This is a genomic window from Pseudotabrizicola sp. L79 (assembly GCF_036553525.1).
GTDB lineage: Bacteria > Pseudomonadota > Alphaproteobacteria > Rhodobacterales > Rhodobacteraceae > Pseudotabrizicola.
The window spans coordinates 336485-357043 of sequence record NZ_JAZHDA010000045.1 but is presented as its reverse complement, the minus strand read 5'-3'; the positions used below and the strand labels follow the sequence as shown (position 1 = coordinate 357043).

General features: G+C 61.3%; 22 protein-coding genes. 13 read left to right on the top strand and 9 right to left on the bottom strand.

The genetic code is table 11. From position 1 onward, the window contains the following. Positions 1-2 precede the first annotated feature (2 nt). Genes ahbB (V3C85_RS07605) through V3C85_RS07580 form a run of 6 tightly spaced genes read left to right on the top strand, consistent with a single transcriptional unit; the run spans position 3 to position 4897 of the window. On the top strand, positions 3-983 hold the full coding sequence (ahbB, locus tag V3C85_RS07605; RefSeq protein WP_331794487.1) for a siroheme decarboxylase subunit beta: 981 nt from the start codon (positions 3-5) through the stop codon (positions 981-983). After that, on the top strand, positions 980-1459 hold the full coding sequence (locus tag V3C85_RS07600; protein WP_331794486.1) for an Lrp/AsnC family transcriptional regulator: 480 nt from the start codon (positions 980-982) through the stop codon (positions 1457-1459). The genes ahbB (V3C85_RS07605) and V3C85_RS07600 overlap by 4 nt, the downstream gene beginning before the upstream one ends. Continuing rightward, positions 1456-1944: a siroheme decarboxylase subunit beta gene (gene ahbB / locus V3C85_RS07595; RefSeq protein WP_331794485.1), complete on the top strand. Its 489-nt coding sequence runs from the start codon at positions 1456-1458 to the stop codon at positions 1942-1944. Before V3C85_RS07600 ends, ahbB (V3C85_RS07595) begins: the two co-directional genes overlap by 4 nt. Further along, on the top strand, positions 1944-3161 hold the full coding sequence (gene nirJ, locus V3C85_RS07590; protein WP_331794484.1) for a heme d1 biosynthesis radical SAM protein NirJ: 1218 nt from the start codon (positions 1944-1946) through the stop codon (positions 3159-3161). The genes ahbB (V3C85_RS07595) and nirJ overlap by 1 nt, the downstream gene beginning before the upstream one ends. After that, entirely contained in the window at positions 3136-4680 is a 1545-nt protein-coding gene (locus V3C85_RS07585; RefSeq protein WP_331794483.1) for a cytochrome D1 domain-containing protein, read from the top strand. Before nirJ ends, V3C85_RS07585 begins: the two co-directional genes overlap by 26 nt. A 25-nt stretch (positions 4681-4705) precedes the next feature. Next, positions 4706-4897 carry a hypothetical protein gene (locus tag V3C85_RS07580; protein ID WP_331794482.1) on the top strand — a complete coding sequence of 64 codons (192 nt, stop codon included), beginning with the start codon at positions 4706-4708 and terminating at the stop codon, positions 4895-4897. Positions 4898-4932: 35 nt separating this feature from the next. Here the strand turns inward: V3C85_RS07580 and V3C85_RS07575 are convergent, their stop codons facing one another. From V3C85_RS07575 to V3C85_RS07540, 8 genes are all read right to left on the bottom strand, one after another. Next, positions 4933-5334: a c-type cytochrome gene (locus V3C85_RS07575; RefSeq protein WP_331794481.1), complete on the bottom strand. Its 402-nt coding sequence runs from the start codon at positions 5332-5334 to the stop codon at positions 4933-4935. Positions 5335-5459: 125 nt separating this feature from the next. Beyond that, complete coding sequence (locus V3C85_RS07570) at positions 5460-5858, bottom strand: hypothetical protein (RefSeq protein ID WP_331794480.1); 399 nt, start codon at positions 5856-5858, stop codon at positions 5460-5462. A gap of 34 nt (positions 5859-5892) precedes the next feature. After that, positions 5893-7101: an NnrS family protein gene (locus V3C85_RS07565; protein WP_331794479.1), complete on the bottom strand. Its 1209-nt coding sequence runs from the start codon at positions 7099-7101 to the stop codon at positions 5893-5895. Between the two features lie 22 nt (positions 7102-7123). Then, positions 7124-8035 (bottom strand): ubiquinone anaerobic biosynthesis protein UbiV, encoded by a 912-nt coding sequence (gene ubiV / locus V3C85_RS07560; protein ID WP_331794478.1) that lies wholly within the window; start codon positions 8033-8035, stop codon positions 7124-7126. Positions 8036-8039: 4 nt separating this feature from the next. After that, complete coding sequence (gene ubiU / locus V3C85_RS07555) at positions 8040-9038, bottom strand: ubiquinone anaerobic biosynthesis protein UbiU (RefSeq protein WP_331794477.1); 999 nt, start codon at positions 9036-9038, stop codon at positions 8040-8042. Further along, positions 9035-9562 (bottom strand): ubiquinone anaerobic biosynthesis accessory factor UbiT, encoded by a 528-nt coding sequence (gene ubiT, locus V3C85_RS07550; protein WP_331794476.1) that lies wholly within the window; start codon positions 9560-9562, stop codon positions 9035-9037. Before ubiT ends, ubiU begins: the two co-directional genes overlap by 4 nt. Then, positions 9559-10209, bottom strand: a complete 651-nt coding sequence (locus V3C85_RS07545; RefSeq protein WP_331794475.1) for a 5-formyltetrahydrofolate cyclo-ligase — start codon at positions 10207-10209, stop codon at positions 9559-9561. Before V3C85_RS07545 ends, ubiT begins: the two co-directional genes overlap by 4 nt. Positions 10210-10241: 32 nt before the next feature. Further along, positions 10242-10724, bottom strand: a complete 483-nt coding sequence (locus tag V3C85_RS07540) for a hemerythrin domain-containing protein (RefSeq protein ID WP_331794474.1) — start codon at positions 10722-10724, stop codon at positions 10242-10244. 108 nt (positions 10725-10832) lie between these two features. Here V3C85_RS07540 and V3C85_RS07535 point away from each other — a divergent pair, with 108 nt between their 5' ends. Next, the gene (locus V3C85_RS07535; RefSeq protein ID WP_331794473.1) at positions 10833-11243 is read left to right on the top strand and encodes an RrF2 family transcriptional regulator; all 411 of its coding nucleotides are present in this window, start codon (positions 10833-10835) and stop codon (positions 11241-11243) included. 125 nt (positions 11244-11368) lie between these two features. On the opposite strand, the gene V3C85_RS07530 is transcribed toward V3C85_RS07535, so the two are convergent. Continuing rightward, complete coding sequence (locus V3C85_RS07530; protein WP_331794472.1) at positions 11369-12130, bottom strand: cyclic nucleotide-binding domain-containing protein; 762 nt, start codon at positions 12128-12130, stop codon at positions 11369-11371. A gap of 752 nt (positions 12131-12882) precedes the next feature. Here V3C85_RS07530 and V3C85_RS07525 point away from each other — a divergent pair. Genes V3C85_RS07525 through V3C85_RS07500 form a run of 6 tightly spaced genes read left to right on the top strand, consistent with a single transcriptional unit; the run spans position 12883 to position 20559 of the window. Then, positions 12883-15048 carry a 4Fe-4S binding protein gene (locus V3C85_RS07525; RefSeq protein WP_331794471.1) on the top strand — a complete coding sequence of 722 codons (2166 nt, stop codon included), beginning with the start codon at positions 12883-12885 and terminating at the stop codon, positions 15046-15048. Between the two features lie 11 nt (positions 15049-15059). Then, positions 15060-16991 carry a TAT-dependent nitrous-oxide reductase gene (nosZ, locus tag V3C85_RS07520; protein ID WP_331794470.1) on the top strand — a complete coding sequence of 644 codons (1932 nt, stop codon included), beginning with the start codon at positions 15060-15062 and terminating at the stop codon, positions 16989-16991. Positions 16992-16993: 2 nt separating this feature from the next. Then, positions 16994-18325: a nitrous oxide reductase family maturation protein NosD gene (locus V3C85_RS07515; protein WP_331794469.1), complete on the top strand. Its 1332-nt coding sequence runs from the start codon at positions 16994-16996 to the stop codon at positions 18323-18325. Further along, positions 18291-19187: an ABC transporter ATP-binding protein gene (locus tag V3C85_RS07510; RefSeq protein ID WP_331794468.1), complete on the top strand. Its 897-nt coding sequence runs from the start codon at positions 18291-18293 to the stop codon at positions 19185-19187. The genes V3C85_RS07515 and V3C85_RS07510 overlap by 35 nt, the downstream gene beginning before the upstream one ends. Continuing rightward, positions 19184-20005 (top strand): ABC transporter permease, encoded by an 822-nt coding sequence (locus V3C85_RS07505; RefSeq protein ID WP_331794467.1) that lies wholly within the window; start codon positions 19184-19186, stop codon positions 20003-20005. The genes V3C85_RS07510 and V3C85_RS07505 overlap by 4 nt, the downstream gene beginning before the upstream one ends. Next, positions 20002-20559 (top strand): nitrous oxide reductase accessory protein NosL, encoded by a 558-nt coding sequence (locus V3C85_RS07500; protein ID WP_331794466.1) that lies wholly within the window; start codon positions 20002-20004, stop codon positions 20557-20559. Before V3C85_RS07505 ends, V3C85_RS07500 begins: the two co-directional genes overlap by 4 nt.

The following is a 20559-nucleotide window of genomic DNA, read 5'->3' as shown; positions in this document are numbered from 1 at the left end:
ACATGCATCGGCTTGACCCCCTTGATCACCGCCTGCTGGATGAATTTCAGCGTGATTTCCCCCTGGTGCCGCAGCCTTTTGCGCAAGTGGCACAGTCCTTGGCGCTGACCGAGGCCGAGGTGATCGCACGGCTGGCGCGGTTGCAGGCCAATGGCACCGTTGCACGGGTCGGCGGCACCGTGCGGCCAAACACGGCGGGGGCCTCGACCCTTGCGGCACTGGCTGTGCCGGATGACCAGATCGAGACGGTCGCGGCCCTTGTGGGCGCTGAACCGGGCGTCAATCATTCCTATCTGCGCGAAGACGACTGGAACCTGTGGTTCGTGGCGACAGCCCCTGACGCCGTCGCGCTGGACGCATGCTTGCACCGGATTTCCGCGCGCAGCGGGTTGCAGGTGCTGACCCTGCCGTTGCTGCGTGCCTTTAACATCGACCTTGGCTTTCGCCTGTCGGGGCAGCGCGCTGCGCTGCGCAGCGACGGGCCTGTTGATGCTGCCGCCTTGATGCCCGAAGATCGGCCTTTGTTGCAGGCGATGGCCGCCGGGCTGCCGCTGGTGGCACGGCCCTTTGCCGCGGTCGCCAGCGATCTGGGCTGGGCCGAAAGGCAAGTGCTGGACAGGCTGGCGACCCTGTCGGCGGCGCGCATTCTGACCCGCATTGGCGTGATCGTGCGGCACAGGGCCATCGGATGGGCGGCCAATGCGATGGTGGTGTGGGATATTGCGCCCGACAGAATGGAAGTGGCCGGTCACGCCTTGGCATCCGTTCCGGGGGTGACGCTGTGTTATCAGCGCCAGACCCATCCTGGCCTTTGGCGTTATGGGTTGTTTGCCATGGTGCATGGGCAAAGCCGGGCCGAGGCCTTGGCCGTTGTGACCAAGGCCCGTGCCTTGCCTGAACTTGCCTTGGCAGACCATCGTATTCTGTTTTCAACCCGCTGTTTCAAGCAAACAGGGGCCTTGTTGGAAAGGGCCGCCGCATGACCCCACGCCGCAATCCCCTGCCACCGGATACGTTGGATGCAACAGACCGCGCTCTTTTGAACCGCATGCAAGACGGTTTGCCGCTATGCCCGCATCCGTTTGCGGCTTTGGCAGATGACCTGGGGCTGACGGAAGATGCGGTGATTGGCCGTTTGCAAACGCTGCGCGAAATCGGGGCGATCACCCGCTTTGGCCCGTTTTTTGATGCCGAGGCCATGGGCGGCGCGTTCTGCCTGTGCGCGATCGAGGTGCCAGCGGCCCGATTTGAAACCGTCATGACTTTAGTCAATGCGCATCCCGAGGTGGCGCATAATTATGAACGCACCCACCGTTTGAACATGTGGTTCGTCTTGGCCTGTGAACGGCCCGAACAGATTGAACAGACGGCGGCACGGATCACGCAGGAAACCGGGTTGCCGGTGCTGCTGTTTCCGAAAGAGCACGAGTTTTTCATAGGCTTCCGGGTAACCGCATGACCACCCTTTCTGCCATTGATCGCCGGATCATCGCCGCCACCCAAGGCGGCCTGCCGCTGACGCCCGCCCCTTTTGCCGAGGTGGCTGGCTGGCTGGGCCTGACCGAAGCGCAGGTGATCGACCGTATGGAGGCCATGCAGGCTGCGGGCATCATCCGGCGTGTGGCACTGGCGCCCAATCACTATGCCTTGGGTCTGGTTGCCAATGGCATGAGTGTCTGGGACATCGAAGACGACCGCGCCGTTGATCTGGGCGCGCAGATCGGCCGGCTGGAATTCGTTTCCCATTGTTATCTGCGCCCAAGGGCTGACGGCTGGCCTTATAACCTTTTTGCGATGATCCACGGCCACAGCCGCGCCGAGGTTGAAGACCTGCGCCAGCAGATTGCCGCCCTGCTGGGCCCGGCCTGCCGGGGGCAGGATATTCTGTATTCGACCCGCATTCTGAAAAAGACCGGGTTGCGGCTGACCCAAGGGGGCCAATGATGTTTCGACTGACCCAATATATGCAAGAACTGCTGACACCCACGCTGCCCCGTCGGCGCAGTGCGGCAGGCAGTATCAAGCCGGTGGTGATCTGGAACCTGACGCGCACCTGCAACCTGAAATGCCGCCATTGCTACACGACCAGCGCCGATGTGCCGTTTCCGGGGGAACTTAGCCATGCCCAGGCCTTGGGTGTTTTGGCTGATCTGTCAGACTTTGGCATTCCGGCGCTGATCCTGTCGGGCGGCGAGCCGCTAAGCCGCCCCGACTTCTGGGCGCTGGCCGAGCGGGCGCGGGCGCTGAACTTTCGGCATCTCAGCCTTTCGACCAATGGCACCAAACTGACGGGCGCTAATGCAGATCGCGTGGCCGCGCTGGGCTTTGACTATGTGGGCATCTCGCTGGATGGTATCGGCGCGATGAACGACTGGTTTCGTGGGGTGGACGGGGCCTTTGCCGATGCGCTGGCCGGTGTGCGGGCCTGCAAGGCGCGGGGTGTCAAGGTGGGGCTGCGGTTTACCATCACCGAAGACAATGCCGCGATGCTGCCAGATATGCTTGCGCTGTGCGATGCCGAAGGGGTGGACAAGTTCTATCTGTCGCATCTTGTCTATGCCGGCCGGGGTGACAAACATCGCGGCGATGACACCGAACACGCCCGCACCCGCGCCGCGATGGATCTGCTGATCGCGCGGGCCTGGAAAGCCGTGTCACAAGACCAGCCGCTGGAAATCGTCACCGGCAATAACGACGCCGATGCCGTCTATTTCCTGCGATGGGTCGAGCAGAATTTTGGCCCCGAAAAGGCCCGCCATGTGCGCAGCCATCTAGAGGCATGGGGCGGCAATTCCAGCGGGTTGGGCGTCGCCAATATCGATCCTCAGGGCAAGGTTCACCCAGATACCTATTGGTCGGATTACACAGTGGGATCGGTGAAGAACGACTTGTTCTCGGCCCTCTGGACGGGCGAAGACGCCATGCTGGCCACCCTGCGCCAACGCCCGCGTCCGCTGAAAGGGCGCTGTGGCGATTGTGCTTATCAGGCGGTCTGTGGGGGCAACACCCGCATCCGCGCCCTGCAAGTCACGGGCGACCCTTGGGCCGAGGATCCGGCCTGCTACCTGACCAATGCTGAAATCGGCACAGGTGACTCTGCCCGCCTGACCGTTACGCCTTTCCGGGGGAAAAGCCATGATCCGGCACATCGTTTTATCTAGCCTTGCCTTGGCCAGCCCGGTGCTGGCCGCCCCCGATGGGGCCGCCATCTATGCCGATCTTTGTGCCAGTTGCCATGCCGAAACGCGGTTGGGGGGCACTGGCCCCGCGCTGATCCCGGAAAGCCTGGGCCGGTTGCAAGGTGAAAAGTTGGCGGCTGTCATCGCGGCGGGGCGCCCGGCGACACAGATGCCCTCTTTTGCATCGACGTTGTCGGCTGCGGAAATTGCGGCTGTTGCAGCCTATGTCTCTGCCCCATTGGCCACGCTGCCGGTCTGGACCACGACCGAAATTTCCGCCACCCGGCAGATGACGGATTATCAGCCCGCCGCAGCGCCTGTCTTCTCGGGTGATCCGTTGAATATCACGCTGGTGGTTGAAACGGGCGATCACCATGTTTCCGTGCTGGATGGCGACAGCCTTGCCGTTCTTGATCGGTTTGAGACCCCGGTCGCCGTGCATGGGGGGCCAAAGTTCAGCCCGGATGGGCGCTTTGTTTTCATCATGTCGCGTGACGGCTGGGTGCAGAAATATGATATCTGGTCCCTGTCCGAGGTGGGCCGGATTCGCGCAGGTCTGAACAGCCGCAACATCGCAATGAGTGCGGATGGCAAATGGCTGGCCGTGGCGAATTACCTGCCCAACACGCTGACGATCCTGTCAACCGAAGATATGACAGTGAAAAAGGTGGTGGAAATCACCGGCCGCGATCATCGGCCCAGCCGGGTGTCTGCTGTCTATCAGGCCCCGCAACGCGAAACCTTTGTTCTGGCGCTGAAAGACCTGCCAGAGATTTGGGAAATCGCCACGGATGAAGACGGGGGCCCATATTCCGAAGGGCTGGTGCATTCAAACGAGAATGGCATGGAGGAAGCGGTCGGAGTTGAGCGGGGCCTGTTCGCGCGGCGCCGCATTGCGCTTTCGGCCCCTTTGGATGATTTCTTTTTCAGCCCCGATTATCGCAATCTGATCGGCTCCAACCGCGAGTCGCAAACCGGGGTGGTCGTCAATCTGGATGTCGGGCGTGAGATTGCCGAACTGCCATTGCCGGGCATGCCGCATCTGGGATCGGGCATCACCTGGGACAGGAACGGCCATAAGGTGATGGCCACGCCGCATCTGACCGAAGGCATGTTGTCGGTGATCGACATGAACGACTGGTCACTGATCACGTCCATTCCCACCGACGGCCCCGGATTTTTCCTGCGCAGTCATGACAGCACCCCCTATCTCTGGGCCGATGTTTTCACGGGCGAAAACAAGGGGCATATCCATATCATCGACAAGCAATCGCTTGAGATCATCCGCACCTTGATCCCAGAGCCTGGCAAGACGGTGGCCCATACCGAATTCACGCGGGATGGCCGTTATGCGTTGGTGTCGATCTGGGAAATGGATGGTGCTGTGATCGTCTATGACGCGGCAACCTTGGAAGAAATCACGCGCCTGCCGATGAGCAAGCCAGCGGGAAAATACAATGTCTGGAACAAGATCACCTTCGAAGACGGCACCAGTCACTAAGGGCCACAGTCTTTGGAAGCTGGGGTTGTTGGTTTGGCCCTTTGCCACCTCGGCGGTGGCGATCAACCTGTTCATGCTTGGCTTGTTGTGGCAGGCCATCGGCCTGACGGTGCTGCCGCCGACAACCGCCGTCTGGCTGTCGTTGCCGTTGGGGCTGCCCGCGACATGGGCGGCGGCGCGGTGGCTGCGCGGCCTGCTAAAGCAGGCCGAGGCCTGAAAGGGGCAAGGGCCGAAAAGGCCCTTGCCTTGCGGTCAGTTCAGCGTTGCCAGATAGGCCGCCATATCCTCGCTGCCCTTTGTCAATTTGAAGGTCATCTTTGATTTGGCACCTGCATCGCCCGTCTTGTCTTTCAGCCAAGCCGTCGGATCGACCAGATAGGCGGCCAGACTGGCTTCATCCCAGACAGACCCATCGGCACCGGCTGCCACGATCGAGTCGCCGTATTTGAAGTCGGGATAGCTGCCGATCTGGCGGCCAATCAACCCGAAAAGGTTTGGCCCGGTCTTGCCACCTTTCACGATGTCGCTGCCATCGGCGGCTGTAATGCCGTGACAGGCTTTGCATTTCTTGAAGTCAGCCTCTCCTTTTGCGGCATCCCCCGCAAAGGCGGGTGACGACAAAAGGGCGATGGCGAGGATCAGGCGAAACGTCATGACGGTTCCTTTCTTGGGCCGGGGGTCCGGCGGTTGAACTTTCTTGGCAAGATAATATGGCGCAGCCCGTGCAGTTCCTTGACTTTTGTCAGCCAGATCATGCGGCCGAAAGACCCGCAGTCAGGCTAGGCCCGGCTGCGGGGCCAAAGCAAAAAGGCCGCAATTCCGATCCAGACCAGCGCGCGCAGGGTCATGGCGCCAACGGTGCGCAATTCATAGGCGCCGCCCCCCATGATATGCAGGCCAAACATGGCAAAGACCGCGACGATCGCCATAGCCAAAGCCAGCGCCAGAGTGGCCGCCCAAACCTTGCGCAACAAGATTGCGGCTCCGGTGAGAACATAAATAAAACCCGACAGGAAGTTGAACCACAGCACGAAGGGCACCGCATCTCCGGCGACCGCCTGGGCATCAGGCCCGCCAAACAGCATCGTGCCGCCCGATAGGATCGTTAGCCCGCCAAAGACCAGCGCAATGCCCGCGACCACCCAGCGCCCTATGGGTCGTTCCTTGGTCTGTGTCATTTGCCCTCTCCCTCTTTGCAAACCGGCAGTGGCGTTACAGATGTTTGGCGGCAGGCTGGCGCAGCAAAACTGCGCCGTAGCCAATGGCAAAGCCTGCGAAGGCCGCGATCCAGAAAACGCCTGCTAGGCTGTGCAGCGGCCCCGAAAAAGCTGGCCAGACACCAGCGGCAAGCCGGGCCAGCACAGACAGGATCAGGGCCAGATAGATGGCAACCGTTCCGCGGCTGGCTGTCAGCATTTGCCCTGTGTGGCCCAATGTGGCGCGGGTCATCACGGCCAATGTCATCAGCCCCGTTGCCCCGGCCATCCATAAATGCTGTGCCGCCGCCATGCCCAAGATGCCCGGTGCCAGAATTTCGCCCCCAAGGGTCAGCGCGCCCAAAGGCAGGCAGAGATATCCCAGATGCAAGACGGCAAGCAGTGGCTCGGCCGCGGTGCGGTGCCCCGCCCAACGCAAAAGGCGCAGAAGATGCAACACCCCGGCAAGCAGCAGGGCGATGCCCGTTGCCTGATGATCGGGGGCCGCAATCCACAGGCCAAGGGCTGCGACCAGGGCCACCAACGCAAGCTTGTCAAAGGACTGCATCGGTGGCACCGGCAGGCGGCCTTTCGCGCGCTTCACCAGCCAGTTGCGGGTAAAGGATGGCACGATCCGCCCACCGATCACCGCAATCATCAGGATGACGGCCCCAAGCCCGATCCGAAGCCCAACACCCCGCGCGGCAAAGCCCCCCTGTGCCGCCTGCCAGTGAAACACGGCATTCCCAAAGGCAAAGACAGCCAGCATGCCCAGAACAATCAGGTTGCGCCAGTTCCGGCCCGCCACGATCTCGCGCCCGATGGCCAGCGCAAAGACCACCGGAAACCCCAGATCAATCGCCCCCACAACACCGGGCGAAAGGTGGGATGACGCCAGAACGGCAATCCGCCCCAGCAGCCACAGCCCCGCCAAGGCCCCCAATGGCCAGCCCACAATCGGCAGACGGCCTGTCCAGTTGGGCACAGCCGTCAGCAAAAAGCCGGCGATGACGGCCCCAAGATAGCCAAAGAGAAACTCATGCGCGTGCCAACTGACCGGGTCAAACGCGGTGGGTATCGTCACTCTCCCGCTTAGCATCAGAACCCACAGGCCCATTGCCAACGCGGCCCAGACCGCGGCCCCGAAAAAGAACGGGCGGAACCCATAGGTCAGCAGGGCCGGGCCTGTCCAGGCGCGCATTTGTTGGGCTGTCGTTGCGGGCATGGGAAGCCTCTTTCTGATGCCATCAAGCGGTCAGGGCATTGGCGATCCGGCGATAGCCGGCCTGCCCATGGTAAAAGCCATTGCTGAAACCGGTGTCCGGGCACAGGGTTTTCAGTCGGTGCTCAGCCTCGGTCAGCGGCAGATGCTGATCAAGAACCGCCCGGAACAGACCGGCGACAGCCACCATATCCACCATTTGCGGCATCAACCGCAGGTGCGAAACGCCATCGGCTGCCAGCGGGGTGGTTTCGGGCAAAAGGCTCAGATAGCTTTCGGATTGGGTCTGAATGCCGTTCACGCGCAAAATCGGCGCATCATCGCGTGTGCGCAGGGGCATCCCGTCGGGGTCGTTTTCACAAACGAACTGGCAGTTGTCCTTGCTGCGCCCATGGGCGCGGGCGTGATAGCAGCGGGCTGACACCGCCAGCGAGACGCGCCCAAACACCTGCACCTCTACCCCCAGACCCAGCGCCTGCGCCGTTTGGGCCGCAATTGCAATCGATGGGGCCGGAAGTTCGGGTGGCAAGCAGATATGGGTCGCCCCTTGCCCTGCCATCCAGGCGATGGTGGCCTCGTTATAGGCATTCATAAAGGGCCCAACCCGGTGTGGGCGCTGACCACGGGCATAAAGCCCGGCGGCGTTGTTCACCTCTATTTCGGCACTGTCCATCTGGGCCAGATCGGATGTCGCGGTGCGTTCGCGCTTTAGCATCACCTCGGCCAAGGTTGAGATGACCACAGTCTTTCCGGCGCGTTGCAGCCGCTCGATCGTGGCGGGCAAGTCATGATCCTGAAAGGGCGCGCGTTTCGAACAGATCACCTCGCCAAGATAAACGTCATCAATCGGGGCCTCATCGGCGATCCGGGCATAAAAGTCGCGCCGCATGTCTGCTGACCAATGATAGGCGACGGGCCCCAGCGTGAGTTTTGTCATCCGTTCACCGCCATTTCTTGGTCTCGAAGGCGCCTTGCGTCTGCTTTTGGCCCTCGGTCAGGGCGATCAGATCCGCCATATTGGCGTGTCTGCCGGCGCGGATGTCATCCACCGCCTGCCGAAAGGCGCGCACCACATTGCGCACATAGCTTTTTGATCGTTGCCGCCCCTCGATCTTGAACGCATGCACCCCCGCATCAATCAACTCGGGCAACAGGCGCGACAGGTTCAGGCTGACAGGTTCTTCAAAGGCGTAATAGCCATCGGGCTGTGATGGCGCGATATAGCGGCCCTTGCAGATCGTGGGATAGCCCGCCATTTCCTGCGGGCCAAAGGTGTCGATGGTAAAACCCGCCAGCCGCGACGCCATCGACCCATCGGCCGAGCGGATATATTCAACATCCGAGGCCGGAGAGCAGACGCCATCCATATTGGTCGATTGCCCGGTCAGATAATTCGTCAGGCTGCACCGCCCTTCGACCATCAGGCCGTGGTTGCCAAATATGAACGTCTCAATCTCGCACGGAATTTCGGTGCGGATCTGACGGATTTCTGGAATTGTCAGAATACGCGGCAGGACAACGCGCTTGACCCCAAAGTGTTCGCAGTAATACCGGATCGCCTCGGGCGAGGATGCGGCCGCCTGCACCGACAGGTGCAAGCGCATCTGCGGATGATGGCGGGCGATGTAATCTGCGACCCCCATATCGGCCACAATCATGGCATCAACCCCCAGCCGCGCCCCCAGATCGGCGGCGTCACGCCACAGATCGAACTTTCCGGCGGGCGGATAGGTGTTCAGTGCCAGCAAGACCTTGGTGCCATGGCGATGGGCATGGGCCACGGCCTCGGCCAGTTCATCAGGCGTGAAATTCAAGCCGGGGAAGTTGCGGGCGTTGGTGGCATTCTGAAAGCCACAATACACCGCATCGGCCCCCGCCTCGACAGCGGTGCGCAGGGCTGCGGGGGTGCCTGCGGGGCAGATCAGTTCGGCCAAGGTCATCGCGCACCAAATCCTTTCGCGCCCTGCGCATAAGATCGGCGCAGCCGGGCCAAGATCGCGCGCCCGGCGGGGCCGAACATGTTGGCGGTTTCTTCGACAACCGACCCATCCATATCATCCAGCGCATTGCGCAGCCGCACCACGGCTTCGGTGTCGCCGCTGATGTCCAACGCGCGCGAGAAAAAGGCAGCGTCGCCATCTGTCTCGGAATCCACCAGCTCTAGCAAAAGCATAAAGCGGCCCCGGATCACGGCATTGGCCTGCGGCGGTGTATCGCGTGGCACGGCCCGCAGGATCAGCGCCGTGGGGTCAGGCCGCAGGTGCAATGCAAAGGGCAGGTCAACAGGATCAATCAGGTAATCCGTCGCCTGATGGCCGCCAAGACGCGCAAAAAGTGAGGGATGTTGGTGGGCAATCTTGTGCACAAGACGTGTAAGGATCGGCTGAACAATCACGCAGGCCAATCGGCTGGCAAGCTTGCCGCCGATTTTGGGGGCAGAAACCGGGGTGGCGGCAAAACTCATGCTTTGCCCCTTCTTTGTGCGACAAGCCCGTCTTCGGTGACGATTGCCGACAGGGCAATGTCATGAGGTTGGGGGAAGATCGTGCCAAGGCGCGCGGCTGTCAGGGCAATGCCAATGGTGACGGGCGAGGGCGACAGGGCGGCCAAGGTGCGGTCAAAATATCCACCGCCCCAGCCCAACCGGAAACAGCCCTCGTCCCACCCAAGGCAGGGGGCCAGGGCGATGTCGGGTATCAGGCGTTCTGCCTCGGGCGGGGGGACAGGAATGTTCCAGTCTCCTCGCACCATGCGCGTCTGCGGCGTCCAGCGGCGAAAGATCAGCGGGGCAGCGCGCGTTTCGACGACGGGCAAAGCAATGATCACCCCTTGGTCGTGCAGCCTTGACAAGATCGGGCGCAGGTCGGGTTCGCCTTTGATCGGCCAATAGCCAGACAGGATCGTGCCCACGCGCAATCCATACCGAGTCAGCGCATTTGGCAAATGGCGCGAAATTGCCTGGGCTTTGTCGGTGCGCCCCATTTGGCCCAGATTGTTGCGCAGATCGAAAAGCCTTTTGCGCTCTGCCCGTCGCCATCGCGCGACATCCGCTGCCTGCTGCGGATCTGTGGCCAACGGGTCGAAATAGGTGGGATCGACCTCTGCTGCCATGCAGGGGGGCGAGGCATATGTTCCCGACCCGCTCATGCCTGCCGCTCAAACCTTGGGAAAAGCACATCGTTTTCGATGGCAATATGCGTTTCAAGATCGTGCAAAAGCTCTGCGGTGCCGCCGTAAAGCGCCCGCCACGAACCGCAGGCGTGGTCAGGGGGTGTCAGGTCGTTTGTGATCTGGCGAATATTTGCGATGCCCGTGACATGATCGTCATGGTCCGCACGCATGACCGCAATCGGGTTTTCGACCCCTGCGCCACCGCCCTGCCGCAAGGCCGGGAACAGAACGCGCTCTTCTTTGGTCATATGGGCCTCCATCTCATGGGCCAGCCGGGTCAGGGCCGATGCAAGCCCCTTGGGGGCGTCGGGATCGGCGTCATGCACATGCTCAACCTTTTCGGCCAGCGCGATCAGATGGGCCAGATCGGTGCGATGCTGCTGATGAAACCGCAGCAGGATGTGGTCGATCAGGGCCCCCGTTTCTTTGGGCAGGTCGATGCGATCAGAAGGCATCATGCATTTCCTTTTGCGGTTGTTCGTCTGGCGCAAACGAATTAGCGTTTCATTTGCGTATTATGCCCTCTTAATGCGCATTGTAAATGCCAAATCAGGACCGCGACCTTGCGCCTCACTTCTTTTACCGACTACGGATTGCGTGTCTTGATGCGGATGGCGGGCGATCCGGACCGCGCCTTTACAACTGCGGAACTGGCGGATGAATTTCAGGTCTCACGCAACCATCTGGCCAAAGTGATCTCGGCCCTGGCCACCGCAGGCCTGCTGCAAACGCGGCGGGGGGGCGGGGGTGGGGCTGTTCTGGCCCGGTCGCCCAAGGATATCCGCCTTGGCGATGTCGTGGCCTTGCTCGAGGCAGATCAGGCCCTGGTCGAGTGCTTTACGCCCGGCAATATGTGTACGCTGACCCCGCAGTGCAGGTTGAAGGCCCGTCTGTCGCGCGCCGAGGCATCGTTTATTGCCGATCTGAATCAAAGCACCTTGGCCGATTGCATTTTCCAGCCCAGCTTTCTGTAACGGGCCGCGAAACGGGGGGGTCGCCGCGCAATGCTGTGCGTCCGTGTCTTACGACGATCATTCCGCACCGCTTTATCCCTGCGCACAAAACCGCGCCGTCCGGGATGGTGGTCAAGCGCCTTGGATCACTCAGCCTTTGGGGGCGTGTGTAACGGTGCCCGCAAGCCTGCGGGTGCGCGTGTGAATCTGTCAGGATCTGGCCCGTCAATCAACATATCAGGCGGCGAGGTCGCCATAAGCGCCCGGCGATCTGTAATGGACACCATGTTGCCTTTGATCTGCACACCATCACCCTCCAGGCTTTTCAGGGCGCGTGACAGGTTCTCGGGTGTCATCCCCAGATACGAGGCGACAAGCCGCTTTTCGATGGGCAGCGGAAAGTGGTCGGCGCCGCCGGCCAGACGGGACTGGGTCAAGAGATAGCAGACAATCCTTTCGCGTGAGTTGCGCAGTTTCAGGTTCTTGGCGTGTCGCGCCATCGCACGAAAAGCCCCCGCCAGTTCTTCAACCACCGAGATTGCGAATTCAGGATCGCGGCGGAACACCGATCGCAGATCAGAGGCCGGGATCAGCAACAGGCGCGACGGTTCAAGGGTGCGCGCTGACATCAGATAGGGAAGGTCGCGAATGCAGGCGGCCAGAATGAATGTGCCCACCGGTTCGATCACCGACATCGTCGTGCTGCGGCCCTGCCAATGGGCATATTGCTCGACTTTGCCTTCGACAACCACATGGAAGAAATCCGCCTGATCGCCCTCACGAATCAATTCCAGCCCGGCCGGGAACTTCTGGGCATAGGCCCCTTCCATCAGGGCTTGAAAATTGCCTTGCAGCATATTGCGGAACAAAGACAGCGAACGCACTTCGGCAAGATCTTCTGGACGCATGAAAATTCCCTGGAACTGAATGGAGAATGTTTGGGGCTTGGGGTGATATATGTCAATCGTATTGGCAAATTCCGTCGTCAGTGATGGCAAGGTGGCAAATAAAACAAGTGGCCCAAGGTGCCGGGGTGCGCTGGTAATGATCTGAAATAGTTGGATGAACCGCTGCACTGCTGATGCATGACCTACAAATGCAAAATCTTGAATTGATCTTGATCAAGGAGCGACCCCGCCCCGCTGCGATAGGCACGGGCCATGCGACCGATCCTCACTCATCTTGCTGGCCTGTTGATGGCCCTTGCGCTTGCCCTGTCAGGGCAGGGGGGCGCCATGGCATCCATGGGCAACCCGGCCGTCATGCAGATGGTGATTTGCGGCGCTGATGGGCCCACGACTGTTTGGCTGGATGAGCAGGGAAACCCCGGAAATCCGGTTCAAGACTGCCTTAAGTGCCCAAAATGCCTTGCAAGTGACATCCCCGGTGCCATGCCGGACCGCGCCCAGTTGTTGCCCTTTGCCCCTCTTGTGCCAGCCTCGCTTTGCGTTGGCCCAGGGGTCAGGGTCTTGGCGCGGGCCCATGTCTTTGCCAATCCACGCGCCCCACCTGCCGCGAAAGTGTGTTCCAGTCTCGGAACACGCCGCGCGAGTGACCGGTTTGATGCCGTGGCCACGCTGATCAATGTTGATATTTATCAACCCAAAATCAGCCTGGCCCATCAAGCCGCAGGGCAGCCAATCAAGGACGCCCTTTGAAGATGCTGATCCGCATACTTGCCTTTGTCTGTGCACTCGCCACCGCGGCTCCCGCCATGGCCGAGTCCCTGCTGCCCAAGTTTCTGGCCGAAGTCCCTGCGGGGCAACTGGTCGCGGGTGCAGATGCCTATGGCCCCCCGCAAACCGACCCGAACGTCGCCCCCGTGCTGAAGGCGGGTGAAACCGTCGCTTGGGTGTTCAACACCTCTGATTTTGTGTCGACCACGGGCTATTCGGGCAAGCCGATCCACACCTTGGTGGCCATCGATGCCGATGCGCATGTTGTCGGCGCGGCGCTGGTCAAACATTCGGAGCCGATTGTTCTGATTGGCATTCCCGATGCCAAGATGAAGGCAACCGTTGCGGGCTATGTTGGCCTTGATCTGGTGGCCGAGGCGCAATCTGGCGGCACAGCACATGAGCTTGATATCATCTCGGGTGCCACCGTCACCGTCATGGTGATCGACGATTCCATCGTCAGGGCCGGGCTGAAGGTGGCCCGCGCGCTTGGCCTTGGGGGGCTGGCCGCCACGTCTGAGAATCAGGCCCCGCAATTCGAACTGAACCCTGATGCAACGGCCCCTGCCGACTGGATGACGATGGAGGGCGATGGCACGCTGCGGCGCCTGTCGCTGGATGTTGGGCAGATCAACGCCGCCTTTGCCGCGATGAACGATCCTCGTGCCGCCGCACGCGCCCTGACCGAAGCCCCGGAAACCACCTTTATCGAAATGCAGGCGGCGCTGGTTTCGCACCCTGCAATCGCTGCGGCCATTCTGGGCGACGCCGAGGCCGCAAATGTGAAAACCTGGCTGGAACCGGGCGATCATGCCATCGCGGTGGTGGGGCGCGGCCTCTACAGCTTCAAGGGTTCGGGCTATGTGCGCGGGGGGATTTTTGACCGGATCGTGCTGATTCAAGACGATATCTCGGTGCGCTTTCGTGATCGGATGCACAAACGGATTTCCGGCCTTGCCCCCGAAGATGCCCCGCAATTCACCGAGGCCGATCTGTTCAAGATACCCGCCGATACCGGATTTGACCCGACCAAGCCGTTCCGTATTCAGCTTTTGGTTCAGCGTGAAGTCGGGGCGATTGAAAAGGTCTTCACCACCTTTGACCTGGGCTATCAATTGCCGCCGCAATATCTGCGGTCCATCGCGCCCCCGCCCGTTGCCGCAACCGATATCGCGATCCCCGAAGAAAACGCCGCGCAGCAGATGCTGTGGAAACGCATCTGGACAGAAAAGACACCCCAGATCGTGATCACGGGCGGGTTGCTGATGCTGTTGACCCTTGTCTTTTTCTTCCAGTCACTCGCCACCAGAAATGCGCGTGCCTTCTTCTGGTTCCGCATGGGCTTTCTGACCTTTGTGCTGGTGTTCCTTGGCTGGTATGCCAATGCGCAATTGTCGGTCGTGAACCTGATGGCGCTGTTTGGGGCCTTGGTGAACGGCTTTTCCTGGCAGGCCTTTCTGCTTGACCCGCTGACCTTCTTGCTTTGGTTTGCCGTTGCCGCGGCGCTGCTGTTCTGGGGGCGGGGGGCCTATTGCGGCTGGCTGTGCCCCTTTGGCGCCTTGCAAGAGATCACCAACCGCATTGCGCGTGCGCTGCACGTTCCGCAATGGACCCTGCCCTGGGGCCTGCACGAACGCCTGTGGCCGATCAAATACATGATCTTCCTTGGCCTTTTCGGTGTCAGTTTGATGAGCATCGAGCAAGCCGAGCATCTGGCCGAAGTCGAACCGTTCAAGACAGCGATCATTCTGAAATTTGTCCGCGCTTGGCCTTTTGTGGCCTATGCCGTGGCGCTGTTGATGGCGGGGCTGTTTGTCGAGCGGTTTTATTGCCGCTACCTGTGCCCGCTGGGGGCTGCGCTGGCCATTCCGGCCCGGATGCGCATGTTCGACTGGCTCAAGCGCTATAAAGAGTGCGGCAACCCCTGCCAGTCTTGTGCCAACCAATGCCCCGTTCAGGCGATCCACCCGACGGGTGAGATCAACCCGAACGAATGTGTCAACTGCCTGCATTGCCAGGTGTTGTATCAGTCCAAAACCATCTGCCCGGTCGTCATCAAAAAGATGAAACGGCGCGAGGCGGTCGGCGATGCCGTGCCGCGCGACCTGACCGGTCACCCAAATCACTTGAAACCCCAACCTGCTGAATGAAAGGACACATCATGTCTGATGGACAGAAAACGGGGATGACCCGCCGCGGGCTGCTTGGCGCCACGGCCACCGGCGCCGCGCTTGCCGGGGCACTTGGCGGCCGCGCCGCACTGACCGGCGGTGTCGTCGGCGCCGCCACTTTGGCCGGCACCACGGCCGCCCGCGCCTCGATCGAGGTGGCACCCGGCCAACTGGACGAATATTACGGCTTCTGGTCCTCTGGCCAGACTGGCGAGATGCGCATTCTGGGCATCCCGTCGATGCGAGAGTTGATGCGGGTGCCCGTCTTCAACACCTGTTCGGCCACGGGTTGGGGCATCACCAACGAATCCAAAAAGATCCTGACCGAGGGTCTAACCGAAAAGACCAAGAACTTTCTGGCCGCCAATGGGCTGGAATTCCCGCGCAACGGCGATTTGCACCACGTCCATATGTCTTTCACCGAAGGCAAATATGACGGTCGCTATCTGTTCATGAACGACAAGGCCAACACCCGCGTCGCCCGCGTGCGGTGTGACGTGATGAAATGCGACAAGATCATCGAGATCCCGAATGCCAAGGGCATTCATGGTCTGCGCCCGCAAAGATGGCCGCGCACCAACTATGTCTTTGCCAATGGCGAAGATGAGGTGCCGATGGTCAATGATGGCAAGATCCTCGACAAGCCCGAGGAATATGTAAACTTCTACACCGCCCTGAATGCCGATGACATGACGGTGGCCTGGCAGGTGATGGTCTCGGGCAACCTGGACAATACCGATGCCGATTATGACGGCAAATACGCCTTCTCCACCTCTTACAACTCGGAAATGGGGATGACGCTGGCCGATATGACGGCCGCAGACATGGACCATGTGGTGGTCTATAACATCGCCGAGATCGAAAAGGGCCTTGCCGAGGGTGACTTCATCGAACTGAATGGCGTCAAGGTGATCGACGGGCGCAAAGGGGCCAACAAGAACTACACCCGCTATATCCCGATCCCGAACAACCCGCATGGTTGCAACATGGCGCCCGACAAGATCCACCTGTGCATCGGGGGCAAGCTGTCGCCCACGGTGTCTGTGATCGACGTGCGCAAGCTGGATGATGTGTTCTACAACGGGGCCGACCCGCGCAGCGTCGTCGTGGCCGAGCCGGAACTGGGCCTTGGCCCGTTGCACACCTGCTTTGACGGCACCGGCCGCGCCTATACCACGCTGTTCCTCGACAGCCAGGTTGTGGTCTGGGATATCGAAAAGGCGGTAAGGGCCTTTGCGGGCGAGGCGGTAGATCCGATCATCTCGAAGACGGATGTGCATTACCAGCCCGGCCACAACTCGACCGCCGAAGGCGAAACGCTGGATGCGTCGGCCAAATATTACATCACGATGAACAAGTTCTCGAAGGACCGCTTCCTGAACGTGGGGCCGTTGAAGCCTGAAAACGAGCAGGTGTTCCTGATCGAAGGCGACAAGCTGACGCTGGTGCATGATGGCCCAACCTTTGCCGAACCCCACGACAGCATCCTTGTCCATGCCTCGAAGGTGAACCCGCTGTCGGTCTGGAACCGGCAAGACCCGATGTGGGCCGAAACCCGCAAACAGGCCGAAGCTGATGGCGTCAATCTGGACGACTACCAGGACACGGTGATCCGCGATGGCAACAAGGTGCGGGTCTATATGTCCAGTCAGGCCCCGCAATTCGCCATCGAAACCTTTACGGTGACCGAAGGCGATGAAGTCACGGTGATTGTCACCAATCTGGATGACATCGACGACCTGACCCATGGCTTTACCATGGGCAACCACGGCGTCGCGATGGAGATCGGCCCGCAGGCGACCAGTTCGGTCACGTTCAAGGCGGCTCAGCCAGGGGTTTACTGGTATTACTGCCAGTGGTTCTGCCATGCCCTGCATATGGAGATGCGCGGCCGGATGTTTGTTGAACCGAAAGGCGCATAGCCATGATCCTGCGTCCGGCCCTTGTTCTTTGCCTGCTGCTTTCGGTGCCCGCTTGGGCCGCCGAAATCACAGTGGCACCCGGGCCGGGCGCCTTGCAATCGGCCATCGCCGGGGCAAATCCCGGCGATGTGCTGACCCTGTTGTCAGGCAGGCATGACGGCCCCGTGGTCATCGACCGCAGCCTGACCATTGCCAGCACCCAAGGCGCCGTGGTCGATGGCGGTGGCACAGGCACGGTGCTGACGGTCGATGCCCCGGATGTCACCATCAAGGGGCTGGTGATCACCGGCTCGGGCCTCAGCAGCCCTGATCTGGATGCAGGCATCAAGGTGCTGAAAGGCGCCGACCGCGCCGTGGTGCAAGACAACGATCTGCGGGGCAACCTGCATGGCATCGACATCCACGGCGGACGTGACGCGCAGGTGCGCGACAACCGGATCGAAGGCACGCAAAACCCCAAGATGAACGACAGGGGCAACGGCATCTATGTCTGGAACAGCCCCGGCGCGCTGATCGAAGGCAATCAGGTGCGCTTTGGCCGGGATGGCATCTTTGCCAATGCCTCGCGCAAGAACACGTTTCGCAACAACACGTTCCGGGATCTGCGTTTTGCGGTGCACTACATGTATACCAATGACTCGCAGGTGATCGGCAATGTGTCGATCGGCAACCATCTTGGCTTTGCCATCATGTTTTCCGATCGGGTGACGATCCAGGACAACCTCAGCCTCGGCGATCGCTCGAACGGCATCATGCTGAACTTTGCGAATGGTGGCGATGTGTCGGGCAATCTTGTGCGCGGGGGGCCGGTGAAATGCCTGTTCATCTATAATGCCCACAAGAACCTGATCTTCGACAACCGGTTCGAAGGCTGCGGCATCGGCATTCACTTTACCGCAGGGTCAGAACGCAACGTGCTGACGGGCAATGCCTTTGTCGGCAACCAAGAGCAGGTCAAATATGTCGGCACCCGGCATATGGAATGGAGTTTCGAGGGCCGGGGCAATTTCTGGTCCGACCATCCCGCCTTTGACCTGAACGGCGATGGCGTCGCCGATGGCGTTTTTCGCCCCAATGATCTGATGGATCACATCCTGTGGTCGCAACCCGCCGCCGCCCTTCTGGTTGGCTCGCCCGCCGTGCAGCTTGTGCGGTGGTCGCAATCTTCATTCCCCGCGATCCTGCCGGGGGGCGTGACCGACAGTCACCCCCTGATGCAGCCGCTCAAGATCACTGTGCCCGATGCCTTGGCCGCCGAAGAAGTCGGTGTTGCCGGGCGTTGGACGAAAGGCCTGTCCGATGACCTCGACCTTGACGATCTCTCGTCTCACTAAACACTTTGCCGGCGTTGATGCCCTGACGGATGTCAGCCTGACCGTCGCCCCCGGCGAATGCGTGGCGCTGCTGGGGCATAATGGTGCGGGCAAATCGACGATGATGAAGATCATCCTTGGCCTGATCCCTGCCACATCGGGCCAGGTGCTGGTCTGCGGGGCCAGTCCGGGGTCGGCGTCGGCACGCAATCAGGTGGCGTATCTGCCCGAAAACGTCGCCTTTCACCCAGCCCTGACCGGCGAGGAACAGCTGCGCCACTACCTGCGTCTGCGGGGCCAGGATGCGAAACAGGCGCTGCCCCTTTTGGCGCGCGTCGGCTTGGGCGATGCGGCGCGGCGGCGCATCGGCACCTATTCCAAAGGCATGCGGCAACGCGTGGGTCTTGCGCAGGCCTTGATCGGAACGCCACGCCTTTTGGTGCTGGATGAACCCACGTCGGGCCTTGATCCTGTTTCCCGGCGCGAATTCTATGCCCTGCTGGCCGATCTGACAAAACAGGGCGCATCCATCCTGCTGTCCAGCCATGCCCTGACCGAGGTCGAGGCCCGCACCGACCGGATCGTGATCCTGTCCAAGGGCCGCATGGTGGCCGAGGGCACCTTGGGCGATCTGCGCCGCAGCGCCGATTTGCCGGTGATGCTGCATGTCACGGCCCGCAACGGCTATGCGCCCGAGATTGCCAAGGCGCTGCCCGCGGCCATTCAGGTGGGCGCGGCCCTGCACCTGACCTGCCCGCAAACAGAAAAGCTGGCCGTGTTTGGCCAGATTGCCAATCTTGGCGACAAGGTCGCCGATCTTGAGGTTCTGCCCCCCAGCCTGGAAGACATCTACAGCCACTTCAGCACAAGGGCGATGCAATGATCCGTATCCTGACAACTGCCGCAACGGAATTTCGCATCGCCTTGCGCAATCGGTGGGTGGCGATTTCCGTCGTTCTGATGGTGGGGTTTTCGCTGGTGCTGACATTGGCCGGATCGGCCCCCACCGGCGGGCTTGGGGTGGACCGACTCTCTGTCACGGTGGCCTCGTTGACGTCGCTGTCGGTGTATCTGGTGCCCCTGTTGGCCCTGTTGATGAGCTTTGATGCCATCGCCGGAGAGGCCGAGCGGGGCACCTTGCCCTTGTTGCTGACCTATCCGATCCGGCGCGAAGAGGTGTTGCTGGGCAAGCTGCTGGCGCATCTGGGCATTTTGGCGCTGGCCGTTGTGCTGGGGCACGGCATGGCGGCAGCGGTGTCGATCTTGGCCGAGTCCGGGTCTGTCGCGGGGCTGCCTGCGCTGTGGCGCCTGTCCTGGACATCGGTGCTGCTGGGCGCAACCTTCATCGGCGCGGGCTATGCCCTGTCCAGCCTGTCGCGCCGCCCCTCTGGTGCTGCGGGGCTGGCCATCGGCCTGTGGCTGGGCTTTGTCGTGCTTTATGATCTGGGCCTGCTGGCCGTGATCGTGGCCGATAACGGGGGCTGGTTCACCACCCGGGCGTTTCCCGTTGCCTTGCTGGCCAACCCGGCCGATGCCTTCCGCCTCTATAATCTCTCGGCCTCTGCTGCGGCCAGCGCCGCCTCGGGGATCGGGGGGGCCGCCGGGGCGATCCCGCTGTGGCAATCGCTGCTGTCCATTCTGCTGTGGCCCCTTGCCGCCCTTTTGGCCGCGCGGGCCGCGTTCCAAAGGGTGACACCATGAAACGCACCATCCTGATGGCTTTTCTCTTGTGTGCCTGCCAGCCCGAGTCCCAGCAATCGCTGGCCCCGGTTGCGCTGACGGCCGAGGCCGTGGGGCATTTTTGCCAGATGAACCTGCTGGAACATCCAGGCCCCAAGGCGCAGATCCATCTGGAAGGCCTGCCAGGCGCCCCGCTGTTCTTCAGCCAGGTCAGCGATGCCATCGCCTATATGCGCCTGCCTGAACAAAGCCATCCGATCCTTGCGGTCTGGGTCAATGACATGGGGGCATCGGGCGTCACATGGGATGATCCGGGCGCCGACAACTGGGTTGATGCGGCAACGGCGCATTTCGTGGTGGGCTCTGCCAGCCAGGGCGGGATGGGCGCGCCCGAAGTGGTGCCCTTTGCCCAGATCGACGCAGCCCTTGCCTTTGTCGCACAGAACGGCGGCAGCGTCATGTCGCTGGATGCCATTCCAGACGAGGCCGTGATCGCGCCGCTGTCAGATGCGGGCGGGGATGATGCCGAATACACACGGCGCCTTCGGGCGCTGTCTCAAAAGACCGGAGGTTGA

Excerpts from the sequence above, each read along its gene's own strand:
- ahbB (WP_331794487.1), top strand. The coding sequence starts at position 3 with ATGCATCGGCTTGACCCCCTTGATCACCGCCTGCTGGATGAATTTCAG.
- V3C85_RS07600 (WP_331794486.1), top strand. The coding sequence starts at position 980 with ATGACCCCACGCCGCAATCCCCTGCCACCGGATACGTTGGATGCAACA.
- ahbB (WP_331794485.1), top strand. The coding sequence starts at position 1,456 with ATGACCACCCTTTCTGCCATTGATCGCCGGATCATCGCCGCCACCCAA.
- nirJ (WP_331794484.1), top strand. The coding sequence starts at position 1,944 with ATGTTTCGACTGACCCAATATATGCAAGAACTGCTGACACCCACGCTG.
- V3C85_RS07585 (WP_331794483.1), top strand. The coding sequence starts at position 3,136 with ATGATCCGGCACATCGTTTTATCTAGCCTTGCCTTGGCCAGCCCGGTG.
- V3C85_RS07575 (WP_331794481.1), bottom strand. The coding sequence starts at position 5,334 with ATGACGTTTCGCCTGATCCTCGCCATCGCCCTTTTGTCGTCACCCGCC.
- V3C85_RS07570 (WP_331794480.1), bottom strand. The coding sequence starts at position 5,858 with ATGACACAGACCAAGGAACGACCCATAGGGCGCTGGGTGGTCGCGGGC.
- V3C85_RS07565 (WP_331794479.1), bottom strand. The coding sequence starts at position 7,101 with ATGCCCGCAACGACAGCCCAACAAATGCGCGCCTGGACAGGCCCGGCC.
- ubiV (WP_331794478.1), bottom strand. The coding sequence starts at position 8,035 with ATGACAAAACTCACGCTGGGGCCCGTCGCCTATCATTGGTCAGCAGAC.
- ubiU (WP_331794477.1), bottom strand. The coding sequence starts at position 9,038 with ATGACCTTGGCCGAACTGATCTGCCCCGCAGGCACCCCCGCAGCCCTG.
- ubiT (WP_331794476.1), bottom strand. The coding sequence starts at position 9,562 with ATGAGTTTTGCCGCCACCCCGGTTTCTGCCCCCAAAATCGGCGGCAAG.
- V3C85_RS07545 (WP_331794475.1), bottom strand. The coding sequence starts at position 10,209 with ATGGCAGCAGAGGTCGATCCCACCTATTTCGACCCGTTGGCCACAGAT.
- V3C85_RS07540 (WP_331794474.1), bottom strand. The coding sequence starts at position 10,724 with ATGCCTTCTGATCGCATCGACCTGCCCAAAGAAACGGGGGCCCTGATC.
- V3C85_RS07530 (WP_331794472.1), bottom strand. The coding sequence starts at position 12,130 with ATGCGTCCAGAAGATCTTGCCGAAGTGCGTTCGCTGTCTTTGTTCCGC.
- V3C85_RS07525 (WP_331794471.1), top strand. The coding sequence starts at position 12,883 with ATGCTGATCCGCATACTTGCCTTTGTCTGTGCACTCGCCACCGCGGCT.
- nosZ (WP_331794470.1), top strand. The coding sequence starts at position 15,060 with ATGTCTGATGGACAGAAAACGGGGATGACCCGCCGCGGGCTGCTTGGC.
- V3C85_RS07515 (WP_331794469.1), top strand. The coding sequence starts at position 16,994 with ATGATCCTGCGTCCGGCCCTTGTTCTTTGCCTGCTGCTTTCGGTGCCC.
- V3C85_RS07510 (WP_331794468.1), top strand. The coding sequence starts at position 18,291 with ATGACCTCGACCTTGACGATCTCTCGTCTCACTAAACACTTTGCCGGC.
- V3C85_RS07505 (WP_331794467.1), top strand. The coding sequence starts at position 19,184 with ATGATCCGTATCCTGACAACTGCCGCAACGGAATTTCGCATCGCCTTG.
- V3C85_RS07500 (WP_331794466.1), top strand. The coding sequence starts at position 20,002 with ATGAAACGCACCATCCTGATGGCTTTTCTCTTGTGTGCCTGCCAGCCC.